Source organism: Paenibacillus pabuli, from assembly GCF_039831995.1.
GTDB classification, from domain to species: Bacteria; Bacillota; Bacilli; order Paenibacillales; family Paenibacillaceae; genus Paenibacillus; species Paenibacillus pabuli_C.
Genome location: NZ_JBDOIO010000003.1, coordinates 3,446,417 through 3,459,674 on the forward strand (window position 1 = coordinate 3,446,417; position 13,258 = coordinate 3,459,674).

Sequence of the window (13,258 nt, forward strand, 5' to 3'; positions counted from 1 at the left end):
AGTTTTTTTCAAAATGTCCTTTCAAATCACTTACATGTTCCAGATCCGGGACAGAATCACCGCTGCTTCAGCGCGGGTCAATGATTCAGTTGGTGCAATTTTGCCACCTTTTCCGTTGACGATTCCGCTTCCTACGAGGGAAGTTACACTATCCACCGCGTAAGCGGAAATGCTTGCGGTATCGGAATAAGGAGCGAGATTCCCGCTGCCGGCAGATGGCTTACCTGCTGCTTTTAGAGCTTTCGCTGTAAGAACCATCATGTCTTGACGGGAAATGCTGCTGCTTGGTTTGAACGTGTTGTCTTCAAATCCAGAGGTAATTCCCAGCTGTTTGGCAATGGCCACGGCCTCTGCATAGTAAGCAGTAGGCTGTACATCGCTGAAGGCTGCCGCGTTCGTGTCCTGCCCCTTCAATTCAAGGGCTCTCACCAGCAAGGTGATAAAGTCAGCTCGCGTAATGGAAGCTGCAGGAGCGAAGCTCTCATCCGATATGCCTTTAATAATATCGCGTGCAGCCATTGCTTCAACGGATTCTTTTGCCCACAGGACATGCTGTACATCGGCAAAAGACTTGGTTACGTAGGCTACGGCATACGTGCTGAATTCCGTTGTCTTGAACACAACCGATCCGGATTTAGCATCGTATCGTCCGTTCGGTACGACTGCTGCCTTTCCTTGACTGTCAATATTCAGGATCACCAATTGATGTGCATTGGCAAGTTCTTGGCCAGCAGGTGTGTACGGTACAGATACCGTTACAGACGCCGCTGGATTATTCCAGGCCAGCACACGGTCCCCAGCTTTGATGCTAAGGTCGATGACCGGACGGCTGCCCACTTTGGCGCGAACTTCTGCGTTCAAGCGGTCTGCCAAGACTTTGCTAATCTGAATAGAGACTTGGTCCGCTTGTTCCGTAATATTAGACAGCATGTTGGACGGAATTTGAAGTGCTGCATGGTCTGTCTTAAGTACAAACTCAACATTATTATTGCTCTGCAGGTTTGAAGTTGGCAGCTGCACCACATAGGATTGGGCATTCGCCTGCTTCGGTACTTCGATGGTAACCTGTTTCTTGCCATTTGCACCTGTAGAAGCCTGTTCAATCGCTTTATTCAGGCTGTCACTTGAAATGGTTGCTGTGGCTGTTCCATTTTCGACTTTCACTACTGGCACAATTGCCGAGTCGCTGCCTGGAAGCTGTGGTTGAGGCTGCGGCTGCGGAGTAGTCCCGGAATTTGATCCGCCACTGCTTCCACCATTGTTCCCCCCGCTGTTGTTGCCTCCACCGTTGTTTCCTCCTGAAGAAGGTTTGCCCGTGAGCGTCAATTCACCAAATACGGACGTATCCTGGTAACCTTGACCGGATGCATCATTCCATGCGTTTACGCTGATTCTGTTGCCGTCTTTGGCATCATTAATCTGCGCATCAAAGCCAATCTTGGCATTATTCGCAGGCTTCACCTTTTTGAATGGAATTTTCATCTCGACCGTGTAGTTGGTACCGGAAACAGAGACTTTGGAATCGAAACCTGCTGCGATTTCCGCAGGATTAAAGGTAGCAAGGTTCTCGAAGTTCACTCGGTATTGTCCATCATCATCCTGGAAGCTGGACGTTTTGCCGTTATTTTCATCGACGAATACCTCGACAGAATCCTGCTCCCATACATTTGGATTGGTGTTGTTCAGTTGATCGTCTCTGACTTGAACGAGCACATAGAGATTGTCGTCATCCCACAGTACTCTTGCCGTTCCTGTTGCACCGGACCACGCCATTTGCTTCGTATCCAGTTTCAATTCAGGAGCTTTGCTCCATATGCTGTCTACAGAACCATCAAGCGATGGTGTCCCATAGTGCGCACTTGATTTCTTGTAATCAAGCTCTTCGGGTGGATGTTCTGCCAGGTACTTCTCCGGATCAACGACCCCGTAGAAGGCCTCTTTGGCTTGAAAATCCTTGTCGAACAAGGTTGGATTCTGCTCGGCTCTCCAGCTCGTGCTGTCATTCAATCCCCAGAAGGTCACACGCGGAATATGCTCGCTGTTCTTCTTATAGAGATCCATCAATTGGGCATACAGATAGGCCTGCTGCTTCGCTTCTTTTTCAGTGATTGCAGAGTTCGTGCCTGCCATAATGTCCAATTCGGTAACACTAACTTCTACACCCAAGGAAATGAAACGTTCGAGTGACATCTTCACATTGTCCAATCTCGTGCCCAGATTGTAGTGGGCTTGCATGCCGATGCCATCAATCAGTTTCTCGCCGGGGTGATCTGCGGCGTACTTCTCATTGATCTCTTTCACCATGCTGTAGATCGCTGTAGATTTATTTTGGTTGTCATCGTTGTAATCATTGTAGTAAAGCTTGATGTCCCAGCCATTCTCGTCAATGACTTCTTTGGCTGCAAGGAATGCCTCCTCAAGAAAGTCAGGGCCGATGGCCTGTAACCAGCCGGAATTACGCAATGCATTTTTCCAGTCTTGCGGATTAGCCGGGTTATCGTTCATGGCTTCGTTGACAACGTCCCAGGAAATAACCTGGTCACCAAAGTGTTCAACGACCGTTTTAACATGTGTTCTCAGGTTCTTCAGAGCTTCTTCACGGCTCAAAGGTTCGCCGTTTGCTGCCGTATGCAGCCATGTAGGAGACTGCGCATGCCATACGAGCACGTGACCGTGCAGATCAAGGCCTGCATCCTGTACTCTTTGAACAAGGGCATCTTCTGCGGTGAAATCAAATTCTCTGTCCGCGTTGTATGCATAATCCGGCTTCATATCATTCTCAAACGTGACGACATTGTGATGCTTCGTCAGCAGCTTGAGCCGGGTCTCGTCAAAGGTCGACGGATTAACAATGTTGCCGATCAGGAATTCATCCTTGTAAACCTCCTTCAGATCAGGAAGGCTTTCTTGAATCGGAGGTGCAGCAGTTACGGGACCCACATATTTTAGAGCAAAATCATCCAGAAAAAAGGTACGGTTCCCGCCATCGTCATTTGCCGTTTCAATATACGCATTGAGTACGCTTGGAGTCGTCGTGAGTGTATACTTCCCTGTTAGGTGTACCCACTCCTGATCTGTAACGGTTGCATTTTGTGAAACGTTCGCAAAGCCACTGTCCGCATATTGAACACTAATACGAAGTGTTGTAGGCGCCTCGCCAGGTGCCATTTTCACCCATGCAGACAGCTCATATTCGTGATTCTTCGCCATTTTGCCTGTAGCATCAACCAAGGCTGCATCATATTGTGTCGTGGTTGTCACAAGCAAGCTTTGCTTGCCGTCTGGTGTATGATTATCGCCTTGGGAGAGGACTACCGTTTCACGGCCGTTTCGTGCTTTGAATCCATCCAGACCGCTCTCAAAGTCTGCAGTGATTCCTGTTTTATCCACAATCTCTGGTGCGGTTTCGCTAGGGGTTTCTGCTTGGGTAATCGTGATATCCCCGATATAGAATTGCACACCTTTTCCTGTATCATCGGATTTAATCCGCAAAGCTGTCTTGTCCACACTCGTCACGGAGAGAGGGGCAGATAGCGTAATGCCTTGGCCCGCAATAAAATCGGAAGAGCTAATTTCCGTGTATCCTTCTGAGCCAGACACGCCCTTATTGGTTACAACCTCCAGGACAGCTTTCCCGGCTGCAGGTGGATTAATATCCGTATCGACATAAACGGAAGCGGTTACAGAATACTCTTTGCCATTGGTCAAACCAAGATCGGTGAATGCAAGATCCACGCCATCCCAGTTATTGGATCGGTTACTGACTTTCAGCGCTGCTCCATCATCATTGCCCTCAAACGGCATGCCTGTGGCAGCTTCCAGCTGGGCATCGCCGGATTGAGTTGCCTTGCCTTGACCATTCTGGAATGTTTCCTGATAGACGATCTGTGAGTTAGAAGCTACTGGATCTGCTGCACTGACTGTCGGAGCCGTCAAGCCGCCCGGAAGAAGCAGAGCCACTGCGAGTAACCCGGAAACGACCTGCTTAAATGATTTCCTCATTCGAAGCCTTCCCCCCATACCAAATTTTTTATAAACCATGTAAAGCGCTTACATAATTTACTGTAACCAGCCTCCTTTCACCCCAGATAATACCACTTCATGGAAGAGAATTCTTACTCCAAATTAAAGGTGAATCCTAGATTATTTCAGAACTATACGAATTCTGATACGGGTATGGTCATGCTCTTCGTTCGATGCCACAACCAGCCACACTTTAAAAAAATCAAAGAGGAGCAGGGTTTCCCTGCTCCTTCACTATGCGGAACTTCTTTCTCTCATCAAACGTAAATTCACAAGGTATAATGAAATTAGATGCCCGTTCAGCATCATCTTATGACCATCATAATGAAGGAGGGGACATTCGTGGCTTTTATCCCGTTAAACTGTCCCAATTGCAACGGAAGAATTGAATACAAAGAGGGTGAGATATTAAAGTGTCCCTATTGTGAAACAGAGCTTTTATTAAAGCAAAATCATGTCTATTACGTGGACCAGACCATTAATCACTACCACGGAACGCTCCCAAAAACAGCACCGACGCTGAACGTCTCTGTAAGGCTGCTGCTGATATTGATGCTGCTCCTGACCGGGGCCATCGGCACTTATTTTTATTACAGCGTCAGCTCCACTCATCCCCAAGCAGAAGCCAATCTGCCTGTGCGGAAGATGCCTGAAAGCGAGGTTCTGCTCTCCTTTTTGCGAGATATCTTCGATAAAGGGTCTGCCCTGCCGACAGAGGAGGAATTGGCTCGCATTCGCTATTTAACCGTAGAGCATTCGGAGAATGATCAGTGGAAGTTTACATATAGCCTCTCCGATCCCTTCAGCGATGAAAAGGCCGAGAAGATCACGTATGTTACTCAGGACAAGAAACTGAATACTCAGGAGATCGACCAACGAGATTTTGAAGCCTTTACGGGACTGTCAGCGTTGGACTTGAGGGGAACATACGAAATTGCCCAGTCGAACCAAACCACGTTTGCTCATATGTCGGGATTAAAAAGCTATGGAGGCGCTTTTAACGAATCCTTTAGTACATTTTCGGGCTACTTTGGCGACAAGTCTAAAATTACGGAGCTTTCCACTCAGCTTCGCAGTAATCAGGAATTGGCCTTACTGCTGGAATTCCCTAATCTGAACTCGTTATCCATTACCTATGTGGATGAATCGGTAACGGATTTTTCTTTGTTGAACAAACTGCCGCTCAAGTCCCTGTCGCTCACCTATATCAATGAACTGGGATGGTTGTCGTCCATGACCGGGCTGACTTCCCTATCCATTGATTACAGTGAAGCCACAGACCTGCAGCCGCTGTACGCCTTAACTCAGCTTCAAGAGCTCCGGCTTTCTTATTTAACCAACGTAAAATCCATCGACTTTGTGCAAAATATGCCTGCTTTACAAACGTTAGATATTGAAAATGTAAACTTCTCCAGTCTGGAGCATCTGACCGGCAAGGCTTCCATCACGAAATTACGTCTGGCTTCTCTAAGTCAACTTAGTTCAGTAAAGCCCATCAATAGCCTATCCTCTTTGAGGGAATTAACGTTGTCCGGCTACTACGAGAATGCAGAAGTCCTGACACTGCCTAAAGTAGAGCGAGTGGAAATTCCGAGCTCCTTTCTCCCCGGACTGAAAGCGCCTGACGCAACCAGCCTGACGCTCCGTGACGGAAGTGGAGAGTTGAATTTGGCGGCGCTGGGGAAATTTCCGAAACTTAAGCAACTCTCCCTCTCGGAGGTCAGTGAAGTAACCCGTCTTGGCGCCCTGGACGGCTTGTCCAGCCTAGAGGCCCTAAACATTTACGACTCGTCACTATATAAGGAGAGCGATGCTTTATTTCGTTTGAAGCAGGTCAAATCTCTGATGTGCTCCGAGTGCAGGCTGAACTTTGAACAAAAGGCGGCCGCGGAGAACAGCGTGCTTGAACATTTGACCTTAGAGCAGCCGTATTTCAGCATAAACAATACCTCTGTTACTGAAGTTGACCGCATGATGCCTTACTTTGCCAAACTGTCCGCTCTGCGTTCCTTCACTCTGCAAGACAGCAATTTGGCTTCTCTCGAATTTATGAGTAACTGGCAGGCCATGGAAGAGCTTCATCTCGAGAACAATGCCATTTCCAATATCGAGACCCTAAGCCAGCTGCCTAATCTGCAAAGGGTATATCTATCCGGTAATTCCGTACAAAACAAATCCGTGCTTGGTACTGATGTGCACGTATATTAATTACCTCCTGTGATGATGGGGAGTTTTAGACTACTATAATTAATGAACTCACTCCAGAATTACTCACAAATTAATGGATGGTATTAAAACAAAGACAAGAAGGGGTTCGAGAATCATATATAAATTCTCGAATCCCTTATGTTTATGTTTAGCTTCTAACCAACATCGCCACCGACTCCACATGAACCGTATGCGGGAACATGTCCACTGGCGTTACCTCAACCGTCCGGTAACCGCCATCCTCCAGTACGCGCAGATCACGTGCCAAGGTGCTTGGATTACAGCTTACGTACACCACGCGCTCCGGCTTCATCTCCAGGATGGTATCGAGCAAACGTGGGTCGCAGCCCTTACGCGGCGGATCGACAACGATGACGTCTGCTTCGATGCCTTGCTCTTTCCAGCGCGGGATGACGTCTTCGGAGGCACCAACTTCGAACTTCACGTTCCTCATCTCGTTCAGCAGTGCATTGCTTCGAGCGTCCTCGATCGCTTCGGGCACGATCTCTACCCCATACACCTGATCCGCATGCTGAGCGAGGAAAAGAGAGATCGTACCGATGCCGCAGTAGGCATCAATGACCGTCTCTTTGCCGCTCAGGCCGGCGTATTCTACCGTCTTCCCATACAGCACTTCCGTTTGCACCGGATTCACCTGATAGAACGAACGTGGAGAGATCGCAAACTGCACATCTCCGATATAATCGTAGATTACATCACGGCCCCACAGGACGCGGGTTTCATCGCCGAAGATGACGTTGGTCTGTTTCTTGTTCACGTTCTGGCAGATGCTCGCCACATGCGGGATCGCTTCACGAATACTGCCAATCCATTCATCCTTATGCGGGATATCCCGGCCATTGGTTACCAGAACAAGCATCATCTCACCTGTGCGAAAAGCCTTCTTCACAACAACATGACGCAGCAGCCCACGGCCTGTCTCTTCGTTGTATGCACTGATTCCCAGATGACTGCCGATCTCCTTCACCTTCGCTACCACTTCGTCGTTGTGCTCATGCTGAATGAGACAGGTCTCCATATCGATGATCCGATGGCTTCCTTTGGCATAAAATCCACCCACCAAGCCGCCTTCGGTCACGCCAATAGGCACCTGTGCCTTGTTGCGGTAACGCCACGGCTCGTCCATACCCATGGTAGGCAGCACACGGATAGCGTGCTCAGCAGCTTCTTCGTTCATGACACCTTCCAGCCGAAGACGAATACGATTGCTACCGTTCCCTTGTTCTTCGGAAATAGCTGGCTCAACTGCCTGGTCTGCATCCTCTTCAGAACGTTTCTTCTGGTTCGCTTCATCACCCTGAGCGCCTGCATCCTCCACCATCACGTTCAGCTTCCCGATCCGCTGCAAATTATCCACCACCAGCTGGCGCTTCCACGCAAGCTGTCCAGCGTAGCTCATATGCTGGATCTGGCAGCCACCGCACTGATCATAGATCGGGCAGGGCGCGGATACGCGATCCGGGCTCGCCTTCACGATCTCCAGCAGCTTGGCGTAGCCGTACTGCTTCTTGGTCTTCATCACGCGTACGCGGACGGTTTCACCCGGGAGCGCGCCTTGCACGAAAAGCGTGTATCCATTCGCACGGCCTACACCCTCACCGTCATGGTTCATACCAATGATGTCGATGACGGTCTCTTCGTTTTTGCTGACTGGAAGTCCTTCGATCGGCGCGGATTCACGTCCCCGTCCCTTCGGACGAACGGCAGAAAGAGATGCGCCTTGTGACCGCACCTCTTTCCCTTGCTGACGTGATGATGGACGAGATGATTTACCTGGCTGACGGGATGCCGTAGCGCTCCCTTGCCCCTGAGAGGCAGCCGAATTCCGGCGGTTTTTTCCACGACCGCTGCGGTTCGTATTAGACAACGTACATTCACTTCTTTCTTCTTATATATCACCCCACGCATGGGGAGTTCATTCCACTTCATCTTTTCAATTTCACCCTGAGATTATACGTGATCCCCACGCGGACGGCAACTGGAAAAACACACTGCCACCCGCGCCTTCACGCGCTTCTCTTAACGATACAGCAGCAGGTGGTGCTGGAGGTTCTGGAACGTCGCAGGCAAAGTGCCGCCAAGCTCCCCATCCAGGTTCAGCTGTACGTATCCCGGCGATGTCACTTCCATATAATCCGTCTGGAAATGAATCACTTTCTTATCGTTCAGATGTTCTCCGCGCAGTGCAAGCGTAACGAGACGAATCATATCGGCCAGATTACATTTGCGCACACCGATGACATCGAACAGCCCATCGTCTATCGTTGCCCCTGGTGCAAGCTTCTCGAATCCCCCGACGGAATTCGTATTGGCGATCAGGAACAGCATGAACTCGTCATGTATCTCTTCCTGGCCTGCCGCGCGGATAATCAGCTCCTGCGGAGACAGACTGGCCATTTTCTCAATGCCCTTCATATAATAGGCAAGCTGGCCAATCATCGTTTTCAGACGGCTTGGCACCTCATATGTCAGTTCGGTCAACGAGCCACCGCCTGCGATATTAATGAAATATTTATCATTCGCCTTACCCAGATCGAGCGGACGCGTCTGCTGTTTAATGACCAGATCCACATAATCTTCCCACTGTCTCGGGATCCCGAGTGCACGCGCAAAATCATTTGTTGTTCCCAAAGGGAATACACCCAGCGGCGGACGGTTCTCCCGCTCGGCCATGCCGTTGATGACTTCGTACAGCGTACCATCGCCGCCTGCGGCAATAATCATGTCATACCCACGTTCAATCGCGAGCTCTGCTTCCCGGGTTGCATCTCCCTCACCCGTTGTTGCATGTACTGAAGCTTCAATTCCACCTTGATCCAAACGCTGCAGCACATCAGCCAGACGTTTCTTCATTTCTTCCCGGCCTGAAGTCGGATTATATATTAAGCGAGCCTTTTTCATCTCATACGCCACCTATTCCACATTATCCATGAGTCTGAACGACCTCATTTTCTTTCTACTTGCGAGCGTCCACCCGGGGAACATTTTACATGTTCACCCACGTCCGTTAATCCTGCCCGAATCTTCATTCATATCTATATCTATGCATAAGGAATTCCATCTGATTCCAAAGCCTTTATATTCTATCATATCATCAAATGTGAAGATGTCCTAGCCTGTAACGGATTTACGCCATCCTGCAAGCATATACGATCTTATTTTACACAGCCAGCGATTTTCTCTTCAACTGTTTTTAACCCATTTCATTGACACCCATTCTGCCCGTCTGACAAGAATTTAACCTTTATCTCCTTCAAAAAGCACAAAGAAACGGCTCCGAATCACGAAGCCGCATTCACGTTACATTATATTTTACATTCATTATCGGTTTAGAAGCCGATTCGTCTGCCTGCACGAAGCTGTTTGTACCAGAAATAAACGGTGCAGCCCACACAGTAACCGAGCAGTGCTGCACTTGCAGCAAGTAGGAGCATCCCGGAAAATAGATAACCGGCTACCTGCCAGCCCCAGGAGAAGGAGATGAGAGCAAGAGACAGGAATACGACCGCCAGAATATTATTGAAGCGCTGCAGCTCTACCGCCTGGGTTTCCGAACCTTTTCCCTTAAGCACAGCCTTCCCGATCTGGACAAATAAATTCAGCTTTCCGCCAGAGACGAGCCCGACCACCTGAATGATCCATAACGCACCCAAGATCAGCGGTTGATTGAACCCAAACGATAGGAGTACAAACAGCACAATTCCGACCTGATTCGCTTTGACATAACGCATAGGCACTTCCCGCATCCTCATATCTCCTTATCCCCATTTTATTAGTTGGTTTTATTGTAATCGAGATTGAAGTTTTGAGCAACAGAAAGATGATTTGAACATGTGCATATCTTATTATAGGATGGTAAAATCCCTTCGGAGTGCATCCCAATGGGGTGTAGGTACATTCGCTATGCTTTTCCAATCGGTAAATGCCCGGTCCATTGCCTCTATTTCGCCATAAGAACCTGCAACCAGTTTATGCACTGGAAGCATGCTGTAGATCTTCAGCAAAAGATACAGCAGCCGCTTATGCTTGCGGATCAGCTTCGCCTGTGCTCGGGGAATCATGTCGATGCCCATCGCCTCCAGTACAGCAATTCCCTCATCCAAGGCACCGATCATGTGCAGGAGCTGCTCTCGGTTTCCCTCCAGCTTCTTCAACTCTCGCTCTTTATTGAAACTTACTGCATTCAACATCAGAATCGGGATGAGGTGACTCTTCAGCCAAGCGTCAATATCCTCACTCACATCCAGCTTATACTTTGCTCGCGCAAAGGCCTGATTCAGCAGAGACTGAAAAGAAATCTTACCGTCCAGTGCGCCAATCACCATTAGCCCCTTTCCTCCGCCTATGGACATCATTCGATCTTGGTGACGCTTCCCGCCGCTAACGTGAAAACCAAACGCAACTCGCTTATCCACTGGGCTGTTGTCTTCGAGATAGGTCTGCATGCTTCGTGCATCTGCATTGTTTCCTACAATCACGATGTTGGTGCTCCGGTTATTCGCGAGAATAGGTAACACCGATGGAAAATCATTATATTTCATGACCACGAAAATGAGATCGTAAACATCTTCCGCCTTTAATTCTCTTGTTACCCGAACCGGATCAACCGTCGTTCTAAACTGAAATACATGCCGAATGACCACGCCATCCCTCTCCAATTCCTCAGCCCGTTTCCCTCTCGCCAGAATGGTAACATCATTTCCTCCACGTACCAGAACGTGGGCCAGCTGACTGCCTAACACGCCCGCACCATAGACCAATACTTTCATTCGATTCTCCTCAGTTTCGTTATTTATGAATAATCGTTGCTTTATGAACAGTTGTTGATAAAATAAGAGTATCAAAGCCGCTTTCGGGCTTCAATCGCTAAAAAACCCGCTTTCGTTGAATAATCAACGAAATACTCCTTTTTGTTGAAAAGCGTAAGCTATTTATAGAGAGATATGCAGAAAACGAAGAAACATGTAGAGGAGGCGCCATGGATAGACGCGTACTTAAAACCAGAAAGGCCATCATGGAGGCTTTTGTCGGATTGCTGGATGAGAAGGATTTCGAGCAAATGACGATCAATGATATCGCAGATCGCGCCAATGTTAACCGGGGAACGATCTATCTGCATTATACAGACAAGTATGATCTGCTGGACCGCTGTATCGAGACGTACCTGCAGCAATTGGTGGACAGCTGCATGATTGATCATTATCCAACGCCAATGACGGCAAAAGACGCGCTGCTGCGAACCTTCCGTTATCTCGAGGAACATGCAGCCATCTATACCACCCTCCTCACGAAAAAAGGGATTCCGGCCTTCCGGAGCAAGATCATGACGATTATGATTCAGGGCGTCGAGGAACAGATGGATGCGTGCGGCGTTCAGGGAGGCATGAGCAAAGAGATCACTATACAGTTTCTGGCTTCTGCTGCCGTGGGTCTGCTGGAATGGTGGATTATGAATGCCATGCCTTATTCTGCAGAGGATATGGTCGACCAATTAATTGCGTTATTGGAGCTCCATCTGAGCCTGCCTGCACTCGTGGTTCAAGGATAAGCTCCACCTCAAGCAACACCAGCAATAAGAAAACCACGTCCGGCGGACGTGGTTTCCTTGTCTATAATTTTAAAGTGCTCGTCCCCTTCTTAAGAAAGGGCCTTACCCTCATTACATCTGTCCAGTAAAAGTTGAATTTGACGCTCCAGCCAGTTTCCCAGGAGCGGATGCGGCAGCAGCGTCTCACCGCTGTAGGCATAGTCCAGTTCCTTCAGCCTGCCCGGAATGACGTTCATGGTAAAATAACCGGCACTCAAAAACAGCGGCGCCACAATAACGCGGGTTCCCTGCTCCTGGCTCCAGTGTTTTGCCTTGTCATACACACTCTCCGGATTGAGGAGTGCATAATCCGTATGGGCAACGCCACTGACATCCTGCACCCGCTGTGCGAGTGAGGAGATGCCTGTCTCCCAGCGTTGACGGAATCCATCGTGAATGCTCCCGTGCCCAACCAGTAGAATTGTCTCCTGCTTCGGCTCCCGGGACAGCGATTTCACCTTATCCCACACCATCACGGCAATATCCGGGTCGTTATCCACAGGATAACCGAAGTGTACCCTTGCAGTTACCTGAAAGGGTTCCAGATCCGTTTCCCGTTCCGGTGCTTCCTTCGCGCCGATCGCATATTCAATCTCATCCACATGAGTGCTGCCAGACGAAACGAATAGCGGTACGACCAATATATCGGTTACGCTCTGTGCTTCCAGTCGGTTGATACCGTCCTGGATCAGGCGTCCTTCCACAAGTTCAAGAAATGAAGCTTCAACAGGCAGATCGTCAGGCAGATTAAGCCGGGAGACCGCGTCATCGACGGATTCTACCCAGGTCTGCTCCTGAGAACCGTGACTAATGATCAGTACACCCGGTTTCTTCATCTTAGCGACCCAGACGTTCTAATGTCATTTTATAGCCATCATTGCCGTAGTTCAGGCAGCGCTTCACGCGGGAGATCGTAGCTGTACTAGCTCCTGTCTCTGCTTCAATCTGATTATACGTGTTGCCTTTACCAAGCATACGAGCAACTTCCAGCCGCTGGGACATGGATTGAATCTCGTTCACCGTGCAGAGGTCATCAAAAAACACGTAGCACTCCTCAATATCTTTCAGAGTGAGAATGGCCTCAAATAGTTGTTCAATACTTTTATCATTTAGCTTTTTCAGCTGCATTTCATCATCATCCCCTAGCGGTTACTGTGTACCTTCATTGTACTCACACTGAGTTGGTATTTCAAGCGTTAACGATTTCACGCACTACAGAATAAAAATACATGTTACCGCTTACATTAGGCACTATTGTCCTTCACACGTGGACACCAACCGTAATTCCTGCGATATATCCCATTTTTCACCTGTATATTCCCGATTACTTATGTAGGGATTTAACCCTTATAATTGTTACAATTTTGTGTACAAACTTCCCTTTTCGATGATTATGATCCTCCCTTGTCCCCTGCGCCC

General features: G+C 48.7%; 9 protein-coding genes. 2 read left to right on the forward strand and 7 right to left on the reverse strand.

Annotated features, from left to right (window positions below; genetic code table 11):
- Positions 1-30: 30 nt before the first annotated feature.
- Positions 31-4,002 carry an endo-1,4-beta-xylanase gene (locus tag ABGV42_RS17495; protein WP_347382778.1) on the reverse strand — a complete coding sequence of 1,324 codons (3,972 nt, stop codon included), beginning with the start codon at positions 4,000-4,002 and terminating at the stop codon, positions 31-33.
- Between the two features lie 363 nt (positions 4,003-4,365).
- Between ABGV42_RS17495 and ABGV42_RS17500 the strand changes: the two genes are divergently transcribed.
- On the forward strand, positions 4,366-6,231 hold the full coding sequence (locus ABGV42_RS17500) for a leucine-rich repeat domain-containing protein (RefSeq protein WP_347382779.1): 1,866 nt from the start codon (positions 4,366-4,368) through the stop codon (positions 6,229-6,231).
- 148 nt (positions 6,232-6,379) lie between these two features.
- Here ABGV42_RS17500 and rlmD read toward each other — a convergent pair whose 3' ends face one another.
- From rlmD to ABGV42_RS17520, 4 genes are all read right to left on the reverse strand, one after another.
- Positions 6,380-8,119, reverse strand: coding sequence for a 23S rRNA (uracil(1939)-C(5))-methyltransferase RlmD (gene rlmD, locus ABGV42_RS17505; RefSeq protein WP_347382780.1), 1,740 nt, complete (start codon positions 8,117-8,119; stop codon positions 6,380-6,382).
- A gap of 152 nt (positions 8,120-8,271) precedes the next feature.
- The gene (locus tag ABGV42_RS17510) at positions 8,272-9,153 is read right to left on the reverse strand and encodes a diacylglycerol kinase (protein WP_347382781.1); all 882 of its coding nucleotides are present in this window, start codon (positions 9,151-9,153) and stop codon (positions 8,272-8,274) included.
- A gap of 428 nt (positions 9,154-9,581) precedes the next feature.
- Entirely contained in the window at positions 9,582-9,998 is a 417-nt protein-coding gene (locus ABGV42_RS17515; RefSeq protein ID WP_347382782.1) for a DUF4395 domain-containing protein, read from the reverse strand.
- Positions 9,999-10,097: 99 nt separating this feature from the next.
- A complete protein-coding gene (locus ABGV42_RS17520; RefSeq protein ID WP_347382783.1) occupies positions 10,098-11,021 on the reverse strand; it encodes a ketopantoate reductase family protein in 924 nt (307 codons plus the stop codon).
- A 209-nt stretch (positions 11,022-11,230) separates the two neighbouring features.
- On the opposite strand from ABGV42_RS17520, the gene ABGV42_RS17525 reads away from it, so the two are divergent.
- Positions 11,231-11,800, forward strand: coding sequence for a TetR/AcrR family transcriptional regulator (locus tag ABGV42_RS17525; protein WP_347382784.1), 570 nt, complete (start codon positions 11,231-11,233; stop codon positions 11,798-11,800).
- 89 nt (positions 11,801-11,889) lie between these two features.
- Here ABGV42_RS17525 and ABGV42_RS17530 read toward each other — a convergent pair whose 3' ends face one another.
- Both ABGV42_RS17530 and ABGV42_RS17535 read right to left on the reverse strand, forming a co-directional pair.
- Complete coding sequence (locus tag ABGV42_RS17530) at positions 11,890-12,675, reverse strand: sirohydrochlorin chelatase (RefSeq protein WP_347382785.1); 786 nt, start codon at positions 12,673-12,675, stop codon at positions 11,890-11,892.
- A gap of 1 nt (position 12,676) precedes the next feature.
- A complete protein-coding gene (locus ABGV42_RS17535) occupies positions 12,677-12,967 on the reverse strand; it encodes a YerC/YecD family TrpR-related protein (protein WP_017690665.1) in 291 nt (96 codons plus the stop codon).
- Between the last annotated feature and the right edge of the window lie 291 nt (positions 12,968-13,258).